Source organism: Ornithinimicrobium sp. (assembly GCF_051004135.1).
Lineage (GTDB): Bacteria > Actinomycetota > Actinomycetes > Actinomycetales > Dermatophilaceae > Ornithinicoccus.
The window spans coordinates 29,613-49,071 of sequence record NZ_JBPCKQ010000111.1; the positions used below are offsets into that span (position 1 = coordinate 29,613).

General features: G+C 70.6%; 19 protein-coding genes. 10 read left to right on the forward strand and 9 right to left on the reverse strand.

The window, feature by feature from the left end; genetic code table 11:
• Positions 1 to 26: 26 nt before the first annotated feature.
• Genes ACR2FV_RS06650 through ACR2FV_RS06675 form a run of 6 tightly spaced genes read left to right on the forward strand, consistent with a single transcriptional unit; the run spans position 27 to position 6,810 of the window.
• Positions 27 to 326: a sigma-70 family RNA polymerase sigma factor gene (locus tag ACR2FV_RS06650; RefSeq protein WP_434014903.1), complete on the forward strand. Its 300-nt coding sequence runs from the start codon at positions 27 to 29 to the stop codon at positions 324 to 326.
• Positions 323 to 1,342: a hypothetical protein gene (locus ACR2FV_RS06655; protein WP_434014904.1), complete on the forward strand. Its 1,020-nt coding sequence runs from the start codon at positions 323 to 325 to the stop codon at positions 1,340 to 1,342. Before ACR2FV_RS06650 ends, ACR2FV_RS06655 begins: the two co-directional genes overlap by 4 nt.
• A 31-nt stretch (positions 1,343 to 1,373) precedes the next feature.
• Entirely contained in the window at positions 1,374 to 2,165 is a 792-nt protein-coding gene (locus ACR2FV_RS06660; RefSeq protein WP_434014905.1) for a hypothetical protein, read from the forward strand.
• A gap of 27 nt (positions 2,166 to 2,192) precedes the next feature.
• Positions 2,193 to 2,612, forward strand: coding sequence for a globin (locus ACR2FV_RS06665; RefSeq protein WP_434014906.1), 420 nt, complete (start codon positions 2,193 to 2,195; stop codon positions 2,610 to 2,612).
• 3 nt (positions 2,613 to 2,615) lie between these two features.
• The gene (locus tag ACR2FV_RS06670; RefSeq protein WP_434014907.1) at positions 2,616 to 5,030 is read left to right on the forward strand and encodes a sigma factor-like helix-turn-helix DNA-binding protein; all 2,415 of its coding nucleotides are present in this window, start codon (positions 2,616 to 2,618) and stop codon (positions 5,028 to 5,030) included.
• Between the two features lie 52 nt (positions 5,031 to 5,082).
• Entirely contained in the window at positions 5,083 to 6,810 is a 1,728-nt protein-coding gene (locus ACR2FV_RS06675; RefSeq protein WP_434014908.1) for a glycoside hydrolase family 13 protein, read from the forward strand.
• Position 6,811: 1 nt separating this feature from the next.
• Here the strand turns inward: ACR2FV_RS06675 and ACR2FV_RS06680 are convergent, their stop codons facing one another.
• Together ACR2FV_RS06680 and ACR2FV_RS06685 are read right to left on the reverse strand one after the other, a co-directional pair.
• Positions 6,812 to 7,204, reverse strand: a complete 393-nt coding sequence (locus ACR2FV_RS06680) for a DUF2237 family protein (protein ID WP_434014909.1) — start codon at positions 7,202 to 7,204, stop codon at positions 6,812 to 6,814.
• 42 nt (positions 7,205 to 7,246) lie between these two features.
• Positions 7,247 to 8,515 (reverse strand): MFS transporter, encoded by a 1,269-nt coding sequence (locus ACR2FV_RS06685; protein ID WP_434014910.1) that lies wholly within the window; start codon positions 8,513 to 8,515, stop codon positions 7,247 to 7,249.
• A gap of 69 nt (positions 8,516 to 8,584) precedes the next feature.
• Between ACR2FV_RS06685 and ACR2FV_RS06690 the strand changes: the two genes are divergently transcribed.
• Positions 8,585 to 9,190: an ArsR/SmtB family transcription factor gene (locus ACR2FV_RS06690; protein ID WP_434014911.1), complete on the forward strand. Its 606-nt coding sequence runs from the start codon at positions 8,585 to 8,587 to the stop codon at positions 9,188 to 9,190.
• 145 nt (positions 9,191 to 9,335) lie between these two features.
• Here the strand turns inward: ACR2FV_RS06690 and ACR2FV_RS06695 are convergent, their stop codons facing one another.
• The 3 genes from ACR2FV_RS06695 to ACR2FV_RS06705 form a co-directional block, all read right to left on the reverse strand.
• A complete protein-coding gene (locus ACR2FV_RS06695) occupies positions 9,336 to 10,580 on the reverse strand; it encodes a threonine/serine ThrE exporter family protein (RefSeq protein WP_434014912.1) in 1,245 nt (414 codons plus the stop codon).
• A 64-nt stretch (positions 10,581 to 10,644) separates the two neighbouring features.
• Complete coding sequence (locus ACR2FV_RS06700) at positions 10,645 to 11,325, reverse strand: hypothetical protein (protein ID WP_434014913.1); 681 nt, start codon at positions 11,323 to 11,325, stop codon at positions 10,645 to 10,647.
• On the reverse strand, positions 11,322 to 11,777 hold the full coding sequence (locus ACR2FV_RS06705) for an acyl-CoA thioesterase (RefSeq protein WP_434014914.1): 456 nt from the start codon (positions 11,775 to 11,777) through the stop codon (positions 11,322 to 11,324). Before ACR2FV_RS06705 ends, ACR2FV_RS06700 begins: the two co-directional genes overlap by 4 nt.
• Positions 11,778 to 11,816: 39 nt before the next feature.
• On the opposite strand from ACR2FV_RS06705, the gene ACR2FV_RS06710 reads away from it, so the two are divergent.
• Both ACR2FV_RS06710 and ACR2FV_RS06715 read left to right on the forward strand, forming a co-directional pair.
• A complete protein-coding gene (locus tag ACR2FV_RS06710) occupies positions 11,817 to 12,749 on the forward strand; it encodes an acyl-CoA thioesterase (protein ID WP_434014915.1) in 933 nt (310 codons plus the stop codon).
• Between the two features lie 5 nt (positions 12,750 to 12,754).
• Positions 12,755 to 13,561, forward strand: coding sequence for a class I SAM-dependent methyltransferase (locus tag ACR2FV_RS06715; protein WP_434014916.1), 807 nt, complete (start codon positions 12,755 to 12,757; stop codon positions 13,559 to 13,561).
• 519 nt (positions 13,562 to 14,080) lie between these two features.
• Here ACR2FV_RS06715 and ACR2FV_RS06720 read toward each other — a convergent pair.
• On the reverse strand, positions 14,081 to 15,001 hold the full coding sequence (locus ACR2FV_RS06720) for an LLM class F420-dependent oxidoreductase (protein ID WP_434014917.1): 921 nt from the start codon (positions 14,999 to 15,001) through the stop codon (positions 14,081 to 14,083).
• 90 nt (positions 15,002 to 15,091) lie between these two features.
• On the opposite strand from ACR2FV_RS06720, the gene ACR2FV_RS06725 reads away from it, so the two are divergent.
• A complete protein-coding gene (locus ACR2FV_RS06725) occupies positions 15,092 to 15,916 on the forward strand; it encodes a GNAT family N-acetyltransferase (RefSeq protein WP_434014918.1) in 825 nt (274 codons plus the stop codon).
• Here ACR2FV_RS06725 and ACR2FV_RS06730 read toward each other — a convergent pair.
• From ACR2FV_RS06730 to ACR2FV_RS06740, 3 genes are all read right to left on the reverse strand, one after another.
• Positions 15,852 to 16,814, reverse strand: a complete 963-nt coding sequence (locus ACR2FV_RS06730; protein WP_434014919.1) for a pseudouridine synthase — start codon at positions 16,812 to 16,814, stop codon at positions 15,852 to 15,854. The genes ACR2FV_RS06725 and ACR2FV_RS06730 overlap by 65 nt on opposite strands.
• 55 nt (positions 16,815 to 16,869) lie before the next feature.
• On the reverse strand, positions 16,870 to 18,552 hold the full coding sequence (gene ettA, locus ACR2FV_RS06735; protein WP_434014920.1) for an energy-dependent translational throttle protein EttA: 1,683 nt from the start codon (positions 18,550 to 18,552) through the stop codon (positions 16,870 to 16,872).
• 119 nt (positions 18,553 to 18,671) lie between these two features.
• Positions 18,672 to 19,172: a single-stranded DNA-binding protein gene (locus ACR2FV_RS06740; protein ID WP_434014921.1), complete on the reverse strand. Its 501-nt coding sequence runs from the start codon at positions 19,170 to 19,172 to the stop codon at positions 18,672 to 18,674.
• Between the last annotated feature and the right edge of the window lie 287 nt (positions 19,173 to 19,459).

A 19,459-nucleotide genomic window follows, 5' to 3' on the forward strand; every position in this document is an offset into this window, starting at 1 on the left:
CTGCTGCAGGACGCCCTCGCCCGAGCGTGCACCTGCCGGAGCGGCCGGTGCACGAGCGGCTGCGCAGCACCCCCGATGAGCCGGGCGCCCAGGTGCCGCAGTCGACCACCCTGGCCGATGCCGTGGGCGCGCTGCCGCCCCGGCAGCGGGCGGTGATCGTGCTGCGCTACTTCCACGACTACACGCAGGCGCAGACCGCGGACACCCTGGGCATCGCGCTCGGCACGGTCAAGTCACAGCACGCCAAGGCGCTGGCGGCCTTGCGGATCAGTGAGCACCTCACCGACGGCGACACCGCCGTCGCCGAAGGGAGGGGGCAGCGATGAGCCCCACGATCGAGGACCTGCGCACCACCCTGGACGACGTGGCCGACAGCTACACCGCGCCTGATCCGCACACCGTCCTGGCCGGTGCCCATGCCCGGTCGGGTCAGCTGGGCCGCCGCCGGCGGACGACCGGCCGGTGGGCCGCGGCTGCGGCAGCCGTGGTCGTCATCGGCGGAGCGGGTCTGCTGCTGACCGACCCCGCGGGGAACACCCAGGGCGAGGTGGCTCCGGCCGAGCCGAACGAGTCCTACACCGAGGGCTACGGCATCGTCGACGGCGAGCTGCAGCCCCACACCGCCGATGGCCTGCGCCTTGTCGACGAGGTCGACCTCGCGGACGAGGCGAACGCTCAGCTCGAGGTGGACTCCTCCAGCCAGCTCTACGCCGTGGCGGTGTGCCCGAGCGACGTCGCGGGGCGTTCCCAGCCAGCCGTGACCATTCTCACCCGCACTTGGACGGTCGAGGTGACCTGTGCCGACGAGAGCAGTGACAGTCCGACGCTTCCGGTGACCAGCCTGCCCACCGAAGCGCCGGAGAGCGACGGTGTCTACGGAGTGCAACGGACCGATGACGTAGGTCCGGTCTCCGTCGCCTTCTACGCCGAGGAGGAGTGGGCCGACTACCCCTTCCCCGCCACGGAGCCCGCCTCATTCACGTTCACGATGGAGCTCGATCAACCCGGCCAGCTTTTGGTCGCCATCGACGGCGTGGCGCTGACCAACGACGGCGAAACGGTCGGCGGGTCACAGCAGCCCGCTGCGGAGCCGTGGCGCATCGTCAACCCGGCTCTGCGCGAGGGGTATCTGCACTCCTACGGGTTCCCCGCACAGCGCTCCGTGAACCTCAACGCCCAGATCCTGGCTGAGGAGGGCATCGACGTCAGCGACGGCGAGGTCACGGTGAGCGTGCACGCCCGGGGCTTCGTCGACGACAGCGCCTGGCGCGTCGTGATCGGCGGCACGGGCGGCGGCGAAGTCGGTACGCCCGCACCGCTCGAGCCGGGCAACCGATACTGACGTTGCGGAGTACGCCTACGGCCACCGCCTGGTGGCGGCCTACGACGTACCGACCGATGCTGTCGCTCATCCGGTCGACATCGACCCCCGACGGGCTGCCGACCTGACCTGGGTGGCCCAGTGCCCGGAGACGACCGGAAGTGATGCCCCGGCTACGGGGCCCGACATCGGCACGGCGACGGTCACCGACGCCACCGGGCCGCTGCGGTGCCTCGGGGACAACGGCTGGCTGTGGGCCCTGACGCCGCCGGACCGCGTGCCGACCGGCGGCGGTGTCGAGGTCACCACCCTGGCCCTCAGCCCCCTCCAGGGGATCGAGAGCCGCATCGTCGCCGCATACGAGCCGGTGCCGTTCGAGGACTTCCCCTTCGACCAGGCAGAGCCGATGGTCAGCTTCCCGGCCCCTGATGTGGGCACTGCCCCCGCCGAGGAGGGACAGCTGGACCTGGAGCACCGGGAGAGTGCTCGGATCACCATGGACGATCTCGACGCAGACGGCAGAGCCACGTTCGAGGTCCCGGAGTCGGACATGACCGAGCTCTGCGTGTTGACCGAAGGGGTGGGCCGCTTCCGACTGGAGTCCGTTGCCCCGGTCGACGGCGCGATCACCACCGCATCGCAGGGCGGCAGTCTCGTGGGCAAGGGACTGGAGCGGGACGGTTGGTGGACCTCGTGGACCGACCAGGGCGCGACCTGGCCGATCACTCCGGAGACCGAGCGAGGCGTCCTGGCCGATCAGGTCACCGTGCAGGCCGAGGGCTACGAGCAGGGATCGTTCGAGCTGAGGGTGTTCGGGCAGTTCCCCGAGGGCGAGCAGCCCTGAGGAGTCAGCAGTGCGAGACTGGGTGTTGTGAGCGAGCTGCCCCAGGATGCCCCCGAGACGCAGACCTACTACGAGCGCGTCGGCGGTCATGAGACTTTCGTGCGCCTCGTCCACGCCTTCTACCAGGGCGTCGCGAGCGACCCACCGCTGCGTGCCCTCTACCCCGAGGAGGACCTCGGGAACGCGCAGGTGCGACTGCGGATGTTCCTCGAGCAGTACTGGGGTGGCCCCACGACATACAGCCAGCAGCGCGGGCACCCCCGGCTGCGGATGCGGCACATGCCGTTCGCCGTCACCCCCGCCCAGCGAGACCGCTGGCTGCACCACATGTATGCCGCTATCGACACCCTCGAGCTGTCCGCCATGGACGACCACCAGATGCGCGCCTACATGAGCCACGCCGCGCACTTCATGGTCAACGCCGCCGACGACGACCCGCCCGGGTAGGCCGTGCCTGCCCCTCCTGCCGCCGCGTTCCGGGAGCTCGTGCTGAGCCGGAGTGCTGCGCTGCACCGCACCGCGCTGCTGCTGGCCCGGGACGAGCAGGACGCGCGGGAGCTGCTGGAGGAGGCACTGGCGCGAGCCTCCCGCACCTGGGACCGGACGGAGGGGCAGCCGGAGGCCTACTGCCGCAGCATGCTGGCCCGGGTCGCCACCTCCGTGAGCCGGCGGCGACGGCATACCGGTGCATCCTCGGCGGACTCAGCCGGCACACCGGCCGAGGCCCTGCGCGCCCTGCCCCCGCGGCAGCGGGCCGTGATCGTGCTGCTGCACTTCCACCATTACACGCCCGAGCAGACCGCCGAGGCGCTCGACATGCGGGCGAGTGCCGTGCAGGCGGAGGAGACGGTAGCTCTGGACGCCCTCGGCGACCGCCACCTGTCCGGGACCGGGACCCTCGACGCGATCGCGGACGCCGCACGCGCCCCGGATGCGACTGCGCTGCTCGCCGGATCGGTCAGACGCGCCGAGCAGATCGGCCGTCGCCGTCGCCTCGGATGGGTGGGCGCCGCGGTCGCCGCCTTGGCGCTCGGCGGGGCGGGCGTCGTCCTCGACGACTCCCCGGACGATCCCGAGCAGGTGGAGGACACCCAGGACGACCAGGCACCCGAGGACCTGGCCGTGCCGGACCCGGCCTACGACGAGGGCTACGGGTTTCAGGACGGCACACCCCGGCCGTTCACGCTCGACGGGCTCCAGCTCGTGGTCTCCCACGAGATCGCCCCAGGGGGCCTGTGGTCCACCGGCTTCCCGCCGACCAGCTCGGACGACCCGCTGTATGCCGTGGCCTGGTGTCCCTCGGTCGACCCCGACGAGGTGGACTCGGGTTCGCCGGTGACCATGACGGCCGGCGACGCCGTAGTCCTCGCGCTGCCCTGCACTCCGACCACCGACCAGCAGTCGGTCCCGGTGCAGCCGCTCCCGGTCGACGCCGGTCTATGGCGCGTGGCCAACCCGCTGTCGAGCGGCGCCCTGGTGGCGGTCTACAAGGAGGCGACCTGGGAGGACTTCCCGTTCGCGCCGCCGGGACACCGGATGGCGTGGAGCCCTCCCGCCACCACTGCGGACCGGCTGGTCATCGACGCGAGGAGCGTGCAGCGGCCCCGGCCAGGCTTGGAGTCCGTCGCCGGGACCGCTGCGCCGTACTCGGCGACGGTGCCCACGACGACATCGACGATCGACCTCGACGTCATCCTGGACGGCCCGGGGCAGGTGCTCGTGGCCCTCGACGGCGTCGTCGTCACCGAGGACGGTGACGGTCTGGGTCCGGCCGTGGGGCTGGGCCCGCTGGAGAGCGCCGAGCCGGACCTGCGGCGGGGATTCGTTCACAGCTTCCAGCCGGGCGTGCACCGACGCACCCTGCGCCTCGACAGCGATGCCCTCTCCGCCATGGGGGTCGACCTCACCGACGGGGAGGTCGAGGTCAGCGCCGTGCCCCGCGCGGTGCGCCCCGACGCCTGGGCGGTGCAGATCACCACCAGCGGCCCCACCCCCGCCGCCGAGACCGTGCTCGAGCCGGTGCCGGACGAGACCCTGCCCACCTACGCCTTCGGTCTGCGCCAGATCGGTGCCGTCGATGTGCCGGCTGACGCCCAACCACGCCAAGTCGCAGTCGACCCACGGGGCGCAGGACCTCTGGTCTGGGCTCTCGACTGCTCGCCCGAGCAGCCGAGGGAGGACGAGCCCTTCGTCCTGACCGTGGGAGTCACCGAGCACTTCCTCTCCTGCGCCCTCGGGGACGCGTGGTCCGGTGCCGTCCGATCGTCCTCGGACCAGGCCGACCAACCCCCTCCCGGGCGTCCTACCATCGCCGTCGACTCGGCCGGCCCGCGCGACTCGGTGCGGGTTGCGGCATACGAACCCGTCGCGTGGTCCGACTACCCCTTCGAATCCTCGACCCTGGCGCCGGACCTTCAGGGGCTCCCGGAGCCGGGCCAGTCGACGTCGTCGGGCAACGACGGGCTGACCAATGTCTATGTGGAGACCGATGTGGTCACCCTGGCCGACCTCGACGCGCAGGGACAAGCCGTGCTGCAGCTCGAACCGGCCCAGTTCACCGACCTGGTCATCCGGACCACCGGCATCGGACGGTTCCGACTCGGGGCCACCGAGGAGGGGTCGGTGCGGGCCCCCGTCGGCCCGAGTGACCTACGACAGCTGCCCTACGGCGACGTGCTGGAGCGCAACGGCTGGTGGTCCTCCTGGACGGCCGCGCCCAGCACGTGGCTGGTTCCCGCGCTCAGCCGCGAGGACGACCGGCCGGTGCAGGAGCTCGGTGGCGAGCTCACGGTCACCGTGGAGGGCTACGAGGGCGGCTCGCTGGAGATCGCGGCCATCAGCCTGCTTCCCGCGCTCGGCGACTGAGCCACTGCAAGAACTTTCAGCAGTCCTGCGCGATGGGGCAGGATGACCTCTCGTGACCCCCGCCACGCCGACCTCAGCCCCTGCATCCTCCGCGGCCGCCTGGTGGCGGCACGCCGTGATCTACCAGATCTATCCCCGCTCCTGGGCCGACGCCAACGCCGACGGCGTCGGTGACCTGCCCGGCATCACTGCCCGGCTGCCCCACCTGCGGGATCTGGGCGTCGACGCGATCTGGATCAGCCCGTTCTATGTGTCGCCGATGGCCGACGCGGGGTATGACGTGGCCGACTACCGGCAGATCGACCCGATCTTCGGCACCCTCGACGACGCCGACGAGCTGATCGGCACCGCACACGAGCTCGGCTTGCGGGTGTTGGTCGACCTGGTGCCCAACCACACCTCCGATGAGCACGAGTGGTTCCAGGCGGCGCTGGCCGCCGGTCCGGGCAGCCCTGAGCGGGATCGCTACATGTTCCGCGACGGCCAGGGCCCGAACGGCGACGAGCCGCCCAACAACTGGCACTCCGTCTTCGGCGGTGGCGGCTGGGAGCGGGTGAGCGAGGCAGACGGTTCTCCGGGGCAGTGGTATCTGCACATCTTCGACGTCAAGCAGCCCGACCTGAACTGGGACAACCCCGAGGTCGTGGAGATGTTCCACGACGTGCTGCGCTTCTGGATGGACCGAGGAGTGGACGGCTTCCGGGTCGACGTGGCGCACGGCCTGGTCAAGGGCGCGGGTCTGCCCGACGTCGACGTCGACCCTGGCCTGCTGGAGCGCGACGGCCGGGGCGATGGCGACAACCCGATGTGGGACCAGGACGGCGTGCACGAGATCTACCGCGGCTGGCGGCGAGTGCTCGAGGAGTACAACCCCGAGGGCAACCCGGGCGCCGACCGCATCCTGGTCGCCGAGGCGTGGGTGGAGCCACTGGAGCGACTCGCCCTCTACACCCGGTCCGACGAGATGCACCAGGCCTTCAACTTCCCCTTCCTCGACGCCCCGTGGAGAGCCGTGGACCTGCGGGAGGTCATCGACCTGTCGCTGCGGGTGGCCCATGACGTGGGCGCGCCGAGCTCATGGGTACTGTCCAACCACGACGTGGTGCGGCACGCCACCCGGATGGGTTACGCCGTGGGCGGGGACCGTCCCAACGGCATCGGCATGCACGACCCGCAGCCCAACGCGATCCTGGGGCTGCGCCGGGCTCGGGCCGCGACCGCGCTGATGCTGGCGCTGCCCGGGTCGGCCTACCTCTACCAGGGTGAGGAGCTCGGCCTGCCCGACCACACCGCCCTGCCCGACGAGGTCCGCCAAGACCCGGCGTGGGTCCGCAGCGTCGACCCCGGCAGCGCCGAGGGCGAGGACGTCGAGCGGGGCCGGGACGGTTGCCGGATCCCGATGCCCTGGGAGGCCGGCGCCACGGCATACGGCTTCGGCGGCACCGAGCAGACCTGGCTCCCGCAGCCGGAGATCTACGGCGCACTGGCCGTCGACCGGCAGGACCGGGTGGCCGGCTCGACGCTGGAGCTCTATCGCACCCTGCTGCGGCTACGCCGCGAGCACGACCTCGGCGTCGGCGAGCTGACCTGGCCCGAGCCCGAAAACGACGACGTGCTCACCCTCGATGTGGGCAGCCCCGCCGGAGGCTCAGTGCGCGTGCTGACCAACTTCGGCGCCGACCCGGTGACCCTGCCTGAGGATGTCGAGGTGCTGGTGAGCAGTCGCGAGCTCGTCGGGGGGCGGGTGCCCACCGACACGACGGTCTGGCTGCGCGGCTGAGTCAGGACTCCAGCGAGCCAGGATCGGCGGGCACGTCGACCGCGTGCTGCTGCAGGGCGGCCAGCGGCACGATCGCCAGCACTGCCTCGTTGGTCGCCGCCAGCACCACCGGCGCCGCCACGCCCTCGGCAAACGCCCGGCCCCAGTTGAGCGCCGTCACGCACCAGCGGTCGCCGGGCGAGAGCCCCGGGAAGCGGTACTCCGGCTTCGGCGTCGACAGGTCGTTGCCGATGCTGCGCTGATGCTCCAAGAACTCGGCGGTGACCACCGCGCAGATGGTGTGGCTGCCCAGGTCCTGCGGGCCGGTGTTGCAGCACCCGTCGCGATAGAAGCCGGTCATCGGGTCAGTGCCACAGGACTCCAGCTCGCCGCCGAGGACGTTGCGCTCGCTCACCTGCCCAGCATGACGCACTCGGCTCCGGCACGTGCACACTCCCTAGCAACTCGGCTGGTCGTCGGCGAGCGCGTCGAGCTCGCGCGGCAGGTCACGCATCGTCAGCAGCGGACTGAGCAGGACGGGTAGCGCGGCCAGTACCGCGAGCACGACCGCGACCCAGAGGGCCGGGACGACCCCAATCCAGGTGCCCAGCGCCCCCCCGACCAGCGCACCGAGCGGGATGGGCCCCCAGACCAGGAAGCGGATGGAGGCGTTCATCCGGCCCAGCAACAGCTTTGGGCAAAGCCGCTGCCGGAAGCTGACCTGCACGACGTTGTAGACCACCACGGCCCACGAGCTGATCAGTCCGCCGATGATCAGGGTGGGCACCGGCGGCAGCACACTGGCCAACGGGGTCGACAAGCCGGCGACCGGGATCAGCACGGCAGACAGCGGGATCGAGCGGCCCTCACCGACCCAGCGCGCGAAGCGCTCCGCGCTGACCGCACCCAGCAGCCCGCCGACCGCACTGACGGAGAAGATCAGACCCAAGGTCGTCTCGGCCAGGTCCAGGGTGCGCAGCACGTAGAACACGAACAGCGCGTCGAGGAACCCGCTGGTGAAGTTGCTGGTGCCGGTGCACGCGGTGATCCGCACCAGCAGCGGGTGCCGGATCACGAACGACATTCCCTCCGCGATCTCGGCCCGCATCGGCCGTCGACCCTCCCGCGGCTTGGGGTCCTCCACATGGTCGACCCGGCTGACCAGCAAGGACGAGGCGGCCATGCACACCGAGGTGACGGCGATGGCCAGCGGCGAGCCGACCAGCCGGATCAACCCCGCCGCGGCAGCCGGACCGACCACACCCGCGGTCTGCTGGCTGGCCGACAGCTTGCCGTTGCCCTCGGCGATCTGGTCGCTGTCGACGATCTCCGGCAAGTAGGACTGGTTGGCCACGTCGAAGAACACCGTGATGGCTCCGGTCACCAGCGCCACCACATACACCTGCCACATCGCGAGCACGCCGGCCCACCAGGCCAGCGGCAGCAGGAGCAGCACTGCCGCACGGCTGAGGTCGCCGAGCACGATCACGCGCTTCTTGCGCCACCGGTCCACCCAGGCGCCGGCCGGCAGCGAGATCAGCAGGAAGGCCAGCATGTGCAGCGCCCCGAGTAGGCCCATCTCCAACGGCGTCGCGGCCAGCACCTGCACCGCGAGGATCGGGATGGCCAGCCCGATGAGCTGCATACCGAAGACACTGACCGTGTCGCCGGCCCAGATCAGCCGGAAGTTGCGGTGCCACCACAGCGAGGGGCGCGGGGTGGTCATGCAGACACTCTGCGGCTAGTGATTGGGTTTTGTCAATCACTTAGTCGGCACATCGCTAGACTGCCCGGTATGCCGTCGCCGGCCGACTCCTCGCAGCCCGATCCGCCACCGTCCCCCGCTGGACGGGCCCTGCATACCGAGCACACCCAGCACGAGCACCGCGAAGCCACCGACGCCGAGGCCAAAGCGCTCGCCTCGGGGCTGCGGCTGCGCATCCTGCGGATGACCCTGGACGAGCCGCTGACCAACAAGCAGATCGCCGACACCCTCGACCGCCCACCTGCCTCGGTGCTGCACCATGTGCGCACGCTGGTCGACACCGGATTCTTGCGCGCCGAGGCGCCACGCAGCGGCACCCGTGGCGCCCGGGAGATCCCCTATCGGTCCACCGGCAAGTCCTGGTACGTCTACGGCGGCCACGACGGGACGCGGCCGATGATCGATGCCTTCCTCGACGAGATCCGTGATGTCCCGGGCGATCAGGTGACGATGACCCGATTGGGCTTGCGGCTCTCGCCAGGTGACCTTCAGGAGTTCCAGCAGCGCCTTGAGACGCTCCTGGTCGAGATGCACGACCGGCCCCGCGACCCCGACGCCGCGCCCTACTCCGTCTTCTTCGCGCTGCACCCCGACACCTCGGTTCTCCGCCATGATCCGAGCTCAGAGTCCCCTTGACGGCCACTCGTGCGCGATCCGGACCACTGGTGCCTTGCGCGCGCAGGGCACCAGTGGTCCACATCGTGCACCAGTCAGGCTGACCCCGCCGACGTGTCACCAGATGGCCGGCGCGCCGCTGAAGCGACACCCGACAGGGGGTCCATCAACCCCGACGCAGTCGGCTCCGCAGGGAGTGCCCGATGCTGGAGCCGACCAGCAGGCCCAACGCGATCGCGCAGATCACCGCGACCACACCCAGCCCGGCGTCGAGGGCCTCCCCCGGGTCGACCACCAGCTGGGTCACGCCGACCAGGCCCAGGCTGCCCGGGACCAGCAGCCAGAACGCCGGGAGGAAGAGCACCAACCGCGCCAACGTCGATCGGCGCAGCTCCACCAGGCTCGCGCCAAGACTCGCCGCGATCGCGCCGAGGAAGCCGCCGAGCCCCGCCGGACCGAGCACCTGGCCGAAGGTCTGCGCACCGAAGGCGCCGACCAGGACCAGCAGCACCCACGGCGTCATCCGCAACGGCACACTCTCCATCAAGGCGATGCCCACCCCGATGAGCAGCAGACCCAGCGGCGCCGCCCACCAGCCGATGTCATCGACCCGCTCGTTGACCATCATCTGCGAGGGCAGCGTCAGCAGGGACAGCGCCGCGATGAGCCCGAGGGCGAACAGCCCGAGCTGCACGGTGCCGTAGATCAGTCGGGCCGAGCCGGCCTGCATCTGCCCTGCGGCCAGCTCAGACATACCCGTGACGATCAGCGCACCGGGCAGCAGCACCGCCAGCGGCGGCAGCACGGTCCGCAGCGGACCCTCGATCAGTCCGGCGTCTGCGCTGCCGAACACGATCAGGGCCACCACGAACGCTGCGACGGTCGGCAGCAGGGTGGCCAGCAGTCGGGAGCGCCGGGACAGCTGGAGCAGCACCAGGACGACGGCGCCACATGCCCCCGCCAGCGCGACGTTGGCCCACCCCGGCTGCAGGATCAGCGCGATGCCGACGGTCACGACCAGGTATGCCGGAGTGGCGATCCATGCGGGGTAGCGCGGCGGTCGGTGCCGCAGGGTCCCCAGCTGGGCAAACGCCTCGGCGGGGGTGAGCTCGTCGTGGACCAGCTGATGCCGGATGCGGCGCACATCGGCGGACTGGTCCAGCCGCAGACTGACCCGGACCGACTCGAAGGTCGCCGTCGACCCCTCCGCCGGGGCAACCATGATGCCGGTCGGACCAGCGCCGACCTGCACGTCGGGATGTCCGAGGTGCTGCCCGACCTCGACGAGCTCCTCCTCGATCTCGTGCACCGGCTGCCCGGTGGCGATCATCGCGGCCCCGAGCCGCGCCAGCAGCGTGCGCACGTCGTCCTCCCGCGGCGGGCCGCCAGATGTCGGCGCGGAGGGCTCCATGCGGGTCAGTGTCGCAGCCGCAGACCGGGGCAGCGGCCCCAGCGGATCGCCACCCCGCGTCCGTTCAACGGGCAAGCACGTGCCCGGCGGCCAGGCTCAGCCGGCTCCACGGCCCGTTGCGCAGGATCACGGCCTCGGTGCCGGGTTGGGCGAAGCCGAGGCTGTAGGCCGCGAAGGCAACACCGCTCGGGGTGCCGGCCGGGGTGTCCGGCAGGTCGGCGCCCCATACCCGCTGGCGCAGTGCCGCCACCGCAGCGGCACCCGCTCCCTGTGGGGTGCCCTGCGCCACCGCGTCGATGCCCCGGCGCGCCACGTCGATCAGGGTCTGGGAGGCCAGGGTGGCCTGAGGCTCCCAGTCGCTGCGGGGTGGGGACAGCGCGGCCCACGGTGGATTGACGGTAGTGGGCGGCACGGGCAGATCGGTGCCCGTGTCCCGATCAGCGAAGCGGCGAGCGAAGCGGTCGCTCAGACCGGCCAGCGGCACGCTCGTCTCCAGCGCATGGTCACCGTCCAGGGGCATCGTGCGCAGCCCCAGCACGAGTCCCTGGCCGAGCAGACCGTGCCCGGGCAGCACCCGCACCCACGCCGCCAGCACCGCTCCGGCGGCCTGCAGCCGGATGGCGCCGTCGGCGTCCAGGTGCCGGGCCCGAGCGACGTAGGTGCTCAGGTCCTGCAGCGACTCCACATCGGCGAAGCGCAGGACGTCGGCGCCAACTCCACCGCCGGTCGCCTCGGCCCCACTCACCGGGGAGCCCGCGTGCCACGGCTGCGCAGCGGCGCCGGGTCTCCCGCGATCGCGCAGAGCTGGGCCCGCTCGGTCTCGGTGAGTCGACGCGGAGTGCTGCGCTGCAGGTCGTAGGCGACCAGCGTCACCTCGGCCACGGCATAGGTGACGTCGCCCTCCGGCCGGCCCACGGCATACCCGATGTCGAAGGACGCACCGCTGATCCGGCTGCACCCCATGGTGATCCGAGCCGGGCGGTAGTCGAAGGTCAACGGCGCGAGATAGTCGATCTCCTGCCGCACGACCAGCAGTCCGTCGTCGATCAGGTCGCGGTCCTGACCGAACCAGTCGCGCAGCGCATAGACACGGGCGTCCTCCAGCAGCCGCACGAAGGCGACATTGTTGACGTGGCCGTAGGCGTCCATGTCCGACCAGCGCACAGCCACGTCGACGAAGTAGGGGTCAGCAGGCATGTCGCCATCCTGTCAGTCCCACCTCGTTAGGCTGCGCGGGTGACCCTCGATGACCCGATCGACGACCTGCTCGATGTGCTGGACCTGACCCGGGAGGGCTCGACCACGTTTCACGTCGCCTCCCCCGACGGGGCCGGCGCCGATCTGGGCGACTCCGCGGGCGATGTCTTCTCCGGCCGCAGCCAGCCGCAGGCGCACGGCCGGGTGTTCGGCGGGCAGGTGCTCGCTCAATCCGTGATCGCGGCCGGCCGTACAGTCTCGGGGGCCGAGGGTGCCGCGGATCATCCCCGCCGCATCCATTCGATGCACGGCTACTTCCTGCGCGCCGGCGACGACCAGCGACCGATCCGCTTCCTGGTCGAGCGGATGCGCGACGGGCACTCGTTCTCGGCGCGTCGGGTGCACGCGGTGCAGGACGGGCGGATCCTGCTGTCGATGATCACCTCCTTCCAGGACGAGGCCGACGGCCTGGACCACCAGAGCGAGATGCCGCAGGTGGCCGGCCCGGACGGACTCCCCTCGGACGCCGAGATCCTGGCCGGCATCGACCACCCGGCGGCCCGACACCTGGCCCGGCGGGCGGTGGAGATCAAGCACGTCGAGGGTGCGCTGTTCCTGGAGGCCGGTGACCCGGTGGCGCAGCAGCACGTGTGGCTCCGGGTGCCGCGCACCTTGCCCGACGACCCGCTGCTGCACGCGGCCGTGCTGGCCTACTCTTCGGATTTCAGCCTGCTGGAGCCGATTCTGCGCCGGCACGGCTTGGTCTGGGGCGACCGGCGGTTGCGGCCGGCCAGCCTGGACCACGCCATGTGGTTCCACCGCACCCCACGTGCCGATCAATGGATCCTCTATCGCCAGGCCTCCCCCTCGGCGCAGAACGGTCGCGGCCTGGGTCACGGGCTGATGTTCGGCCAGGACGGGACGTTGATGGCCAGCGTCGCCCAGGAGGGCATGGTCCGGGTCAAGGAGTGAGCCCGATGACCTCCGACACATCGCCCTCGGGGTCGCCTCGCCGGGTGCCCGAGGAGCTGCTGGCCGCCTGGCGGGCCGAGCAGACCGGGCAGCCGGAGGGCTGGAACTTCTCCTCGCTGACCGGGCGGATGGACCAGGACTCCCCGCCGTGGGACTTCGAGCAGGTATGCCGTGAGGCCGCCGGTCAGGCGTCCCATGTGCTCGACATGGGCACCGGTGACGGCGAGGCGCTGCTGCGGCTCGCCGATGTGCTTCCCCACGACACCGTGGCCACCGAGGGATGGGCACCCAACGTGCCGGTCGCGACGGCGGCCCTGGCGGCGCACGGCATAGCGGTCGTGGAGTTCGGCCAGCCCGACGACCTGGACGAGCTCGAGCCGATGCCGTTCCCGACCGGCCGCTTCGACCTGATCCTCAACCGGCACGAGTCCTACCATCCCGGGGAGATCGCGCGGGTCCTTGCGCCGGGTGGGACCTTCCTGACCCAACAGGTCGGCGGTGACGAGCTCGGCGAGCTGTTGGGCCATCCGGCGCCGGCGCCCCAGGTGCGCTTCGACCTGCACCGGGCGGCGCTGAGCGCGGCCGGGTTGTCGGTCGTGGACGGTGCCCAGTTCGTGGGCAGCTACCGTTTCGACGACGTGGCCGCCTTGGTCGCCTACCTTCAACTGGTCCCATGGGAGGCGCCGGAGGATTTCACGGTCGATGCGTATGCCGAGCAGCTGCTGGCGCTGCACGAGTCGGGACCAGCGAGTGGGCCACCGGTGCGGCTGAGCCTCAAGCGGTTCTGGTTGCGCTGTCGGCGCCCTGCCTGACCAGCGCGAGAACGACCCCATGGCCCGAGTTCAGGAAGCCTTGTCCGACGGCCCGCCGTCCGACGCCGACCCGTTGCTCGATGCCTCGGCAGTGCCCTGCCCGTCCTCGCTCGGGTCCACGACCTCGCCAGTCTCCGTATCGAGCCACACGACCGGCCGATGAGTCGCACCCGTCGGCGTGGCCCGAGCCACGTGGCGGTCGTAAGACGACAGGTCTGCGCGAGCGATCATCTCGACGCGCGGATCCACGCTCTCCCCCAGGCGCTTTGCCAGGTCGATGTCCAGTCGAGCCAACACCTGGTCTGCGGGTGACACACCAATCCTCATGGGCGCTGCACCTCACTTCCTGTTGAGTCATCGTCCCACGGGACGACTCCAGAGACCAGGGCACTCTTGATCCCTGCCCGGACCCGGCGGAGGTCTTCGGGACGCAGATGTGGGTCCACCACCAGCACTTGCTCAGCCTATGGTCACGACCCGACCGCCAGCCGGGATATCCACAGGACTGTTCGCCCCTGCTCAGCCGGCGTCGGTTGCGGAGGCCCCGACTTGCTCGACGAGCTCGGCGACCAGCTCGAACACCTGCGGCTGGTGTGCGTCGGGCAGCCCGAACAGCACGGCGTCGGTGCCGATCTCGGCCAGTGCGCCCAGCTTGTCGACGGCCTGCGCGACGCTCATCGTGTCCTCCCCCGAGGCCGCAGCCCCCTGGCCGCGGCGCGCCAACGGCATCCGGGCGATCACCGTCCGCTCGATCTCTGCGGGGTCCCGGCCCACGTCGGCGCAGTGCCGGTCGATGACGTCGTACTTGGCGCGCACCGCCTCCGGTCCCATGTCGAAGATGTTGCAGGCGTCGGCATACTGCGCGACCATCCGCAGCGTCTTGCGCTCCCCCGAGCCGCCCACCATGATCGGCGGGTGCGGCCGGCTCACCGGCGCCGGCACGTTGAGCGGGCGCTCCAGCTGGTAGTGCCGCCCGTGGAACGGCGACTCGTCGCCGGCGAACATCCGGTGCGCGATCTGCAGCGTCTCCTCCAGCCGCTCGAACCGCTCCTTCAGCGCCGGATAGGGCACGCCGAGCCCGAGGTGTTCCTCCTCGTTCCACGCCGCGCCGATGCCCAGCCAGGCCCGGCCGCCGCTGAGCACATCCAGGGAGGTGACGGTCTTGACCAGCAGCCCGGGATGCCGGTGGGTCACCCCGGTGACCAGGGTGCCGAGCTGGATGCGCGAGGTCAGCCCTGCCGCGAAGGCCAGCGCGGTGTAGCCCTCCAGCATGTCCAGCTCGGGGGGCCCGACCATCGAGATCTGGAAGAAGTGGTCCATCACCCACAGGCTCGACAGTCCCGCGCCCTCGGCGTCCTGAGCGATGCGCCCGAAGGTCGGACCGATCGAGGCCGGCGCGTCCGGCCAGCTGAAATAGGAGACCTGCAGTCCGATCTTCATGGCCTCAGTCTGTCCCACCAGGTCGTCGCGTGATCCCGCAGTTCACGAAAACCGGTGGCCGACTCGCTGCGCCGCGCGACACCATGCCGTATGCCGTATGTCGTCCAGCAGCTCGACCCGCTCAGCTGGCGGGTGAGCGCGGCCGGCAACACCCCGCCAGCTGAGGCACGGGCGTGGCTGCGGCCCGATCGGCGCTGCGTCGTGCGGCTGCCATCGGAGCTCCCTGACGTGTGGGGCGACCTAGCTGCAGCTCTCGCCCAGGATGCGGGTGTCCCGCTGCTCGCATCCGCCCCGGCGCACGACGACAATCAGTCGGCCGCGCTGAGCGGTGCCGGCTTCCGCCGGACGCGCCTCGAGCAGCACTGGCTGATCCGGGTGGCCCCGGCCCTCGACCGGCTGACCAGGCTCCGCATCGGCCGCCGACCCGAGGACGACGTCTCTTATGACCTGGTGAGCGCACGGCATACCGACCTGACCGCGCTGTGCGCCCTGGACAACCAGATCCGCCAGGACATCCCCGGCACCTCCGGGTGGGCAGGCACCGTCACCGAGATGGCCGAGTCGCTGGACGACGGGCAGTTCGACCCGGCCCTGTATGTCGTGGCCCGGCGCCAGTCGGACGGCGCCCACGTCGGTCTGGTCCGGGTGTGGAACCGCTCACCGCATCCGCGGGTCGGCTGCCTCGGGGTAGTCGCGTCGCTACGCCGGACGTCGCTGTGCCTGCGCCTGGTCCTGGCGGTCGGCACCGAGCTGCGCCTCCGCGGAGTCGAGGCGGTGACGACCGAAACCGACGTGCACAACGCGGCGTCGCACACCTTGGTGCGACGGATGGGCGGGCAGCCCACCGGCCTCACCGCGCAGTGGGAGCGTCCGGCGCCGCCGTCCCGGTCAGCGGCAGCCGCCGTCGACTCGTAAAGGTCCGCTGCTCGTCGGTGAACGGATCGACGAACGCCAGATGCTGGGCAAGCAGCTGCAGCGGGGTGGTGAAGCCGTCCAAGGCCAGGTCCTGGACGACGGGATAGAGCGGGTCCCCCTCGATGGGAATGCCCAGACCGGCCAGGTGCACCCGCAGCTGATGGGTGCGCCCGGTGGTCGGGGTGAGCCGGTAGAGTCCCTGTTTGCCTTGCCGCACGATTGGCTCCCCACACCGTTCCACCAGCTCCACGTGGGTGTGCGCGTTGGGCTCCCCCGGCTCGCGCACGGTCTGCAGCGAGCCGCGGGGCTTGACCAGCCGGTCGCGCACGTCGACCGCGAGGGCGAGATCCTCACGGGCCGGTGCCAGCGCGACATACATCTTGGTGACCTCGCCACGGGCGAAGAGCTCCTGATAGGGCCTGCGCACCTCGCGCCGGGTGGTGAGCACGAGCACCCCGGCGGTCAACCGGTCCAGCCGGTGTGCCGGGGCCAGCTCGGGGAGGTTCAGTTCTCGGCGCAGCCGCACCAGGGCGGTCTGCGCGACGTGGCTCCCCCGCGGCATCGTGGCCAGGAACGGCGGCTTGTCCACGACCAGCAGGTGCTCGTCGTGGTGCAGCACCTCGATGCCGAACGGCACCGGGACCTCGTCGGGCAGGTCGCGATAGAGGTAGACCATCCCGCCCGGACGGTATGCGGTGCTGCCGGTGACCACGGTGCCGTCGCCGAGCCGGATCTCGCCGTCCCGCAACCGTTGCTCGACGCCCTCGGCGTCGCCGGTGCGCTCGATCAGAAACTCGACCACGGTGCTCCACGGACCGACGCGCGGCATCCGCACCCGGGCGGCCCCGAGGCCGTCCCGGTCGGGCAGCGGTGGGAGCCGGCGTGGCCGTCGCGACATCCCATCCCCTCGTGCCCGGCAACCCGCTCGGCGGCTCCGAGTGGGTTGGTCGCGCTCAGTCGCGGGTGAGCCGGCGGTAGGTCACCCGGTGCGGCCGAGCCGCCTCGACACCGAGACGCTCGACCTTGTTCTCCTCATACGCCCCGTAGTTGCCCTCGAACCAGTACCAGTTGTCGGGGTCCTTCTCGGTGCCCTCGTAGGCCAGGATGTGCGTGGCCACGCGGTCCAGGAACCACCGGTCGTGGCTGATCACGACGGCGCAACCGGGGAAGTCCAGCAGTGCGTTCTCCAACGAGCCGAGGGTCTCGACGTCGAGGTCGTTGGTGGGCTCGTCGAGCAGCAGCAGGTTGCCACCCTGCTTGAGGGTCAGCGCCAGGTTGAGCCGGTTGCGCTCCCCGCCGGAGAGCACGCCGGCCTTCTTCTGCTGGTCGGGGCCCTTGAAGCCGAACTGCGAGACGTAGGCACGCGAGGGGATCTCGACGTTGCCGACCTTGATGAAGTCCAGCCCGTCGGAGACGACCTCCCACAGGCTCTTGTCGGCCTCCAAGCCGCCGCGGCTCTGGTCGACGTAGGAGATGTTGACCGTGTCACCGACCTTGACCGACCCGGAGTCGGGATCCTCGAAGCCGACGATCGTCTTGAACAGCGTGGTCTTGCCGACGCCGTTGGGGCCGATCACCCCGACGATGCCGTTGCGCGGCAGAGTGAACGACAGGTCGTCGATCAACACCCGCTCACCGAAGCCCTTCTTCAGGTCCCTGACCTCGATCACCTGGCTGCCCAGTCGGGGCCCCGGCGGGATCTGGATCTCATCGAAGTCCATCTTGCGGGTGCGGTCAGCCTCGGCGGCCATCTCCTCGTAGCGCCCCAGCCGCGCCTTGGACTTGGTCTGCTTGGCCTTGGCGTTGGAGCGGACCCACTCCAGCTCCTTCTCCAGGCGTTTGGCCAGCTTCACGTCCTTCTTGCCCTGGACTGCGAGGCGCTCGCGCTTCTTCTCCAGGTAGGTCGAATAGTTGCCCTCGTAAGGGTAGAGCCGACCGCGGTCGACCTCGGCGATCCACTGCGCCACGTTGTCCAGGAAGTACCGGTCGTGGGTGACGGCCAGGACTGCGCCGGGGTAGGAGGCCAGGTGCTGCTCCAGCCACTGCACGCTCTCGGCGTCGAGGTGGTTGGTCGGCTCGTCCAGCAGCAGCAGGTCGGGCTTGCTGAGCAGCAGCTTGCACAGCGCGACGCGGCGGCGCTCACCGCCGGAGAGCACGGTGACGTCGGCGTCGCCCGGAGGGCAGCGCAGCGCGTCCATCGCCTGGTCCAGCTGGGAGTCCAGGTCCCAGGCGTCGGCGGCGTCGATCGCCTCCTGCAGCTGGCCCATCTCGGCCATCAACGCGTCGAAGTCGGCGTCCGGGTCGGCCATCTCCTCGGAGATCTGGTTGTAGCGGTCGACCTTGTCCTTGATCTCGCCGAGCCCCTGCTGCACGTTGCCCAGCACGGTCTCGTCCTCATCCAGCGGCGGCTCCTGCTGCAGGATGCCGACGGTGTAGCCGGGGGTCAGCCGAGCCTCGCCGTTGGAGGGCTGGTCCATCCCGGCCATGATCTTCAGGATGGTCGACTTACCGGCACCGTTGGGCCCGACCACCCCGATCTTGGCACCGGGGTAGAACGACATCGTCACGTCGTCGAGGATGACCTTGTCGCCGTGGGCCTTGCGGGCACGACTCATGGTGTAGATGAACTCCGCCATGGCGCCCAGGCTATCCGCCGGTCGCGGCCCGGCAGAATCGCGCGGTCACTCTGCCCCCGGTCCTCGATCTGGCAGGTCGGGTCTCGATCCGCAGGTCGGATCCTCTCGACCCGCGTCCCTCAGGCCACCTGAGCCTCGTGCTCCACGTCCTCCGGAGCGGGCTCGGGCCCGAGGTCCTGCTCGAAGAACTCGCCGTCACTGTTGACCTGCCCGGGCGCGCCGTTGACCTCGGTGGCGATCCGGTCGTGATTTGCCGCCGCCGCCCGGCCCCGCGCGAAGGACGACGTGCCGAAGAGCAGGTCGTGACCGACGTGGCCGGCGTCGATCTGCACCGTGGTGCCGTGCCGGTCCTCGGTCTCCCAGTTGTTGATGCTCAACCGGCCGTAGACCACGACCGGGTCTCCCAGGTGCAGGCTTGCCGCGCAGTTGTCGCCGAGGGCACGGAACGCGATCACCTCGTAGTAGCTGGTGCCCGTCTCGACGAACGTGCCGTCCGGCTTTCGGTGCGAGTGGTTCTGGGCAATCCCGAAGACGGTGAACGGGTCACCCGACTTCTTGCCGAACTTGCGCTGAGGCTCCCTGGTCAGGTTGCCGTTCACGGTCACGTAGCTGTCGTTCATGCTGTCCGCCTCTCCTGTGCATGTCAGGTGGTGTCTGAGCGCACCGGCGGGTGCGCTGAGACCACCGTGCCGGATCGGCATTCCCAGCAGAAGGCCGGCGCGAGGACCTGTGGACACAGCGTCGGACCGGACGGGGATGTGGACAACGACAGACACTCCCCTAGGCGCTTGAGGGCTCCTCATCGACAATTTGTTGTCTATGCGGCGACGGAGATGCCGAGGTCGGTGAAGAGGGTTTGCATGTCGATGCGGAGCTGTTCGTAGTCACGGTCGACAGCGGTCCAGGT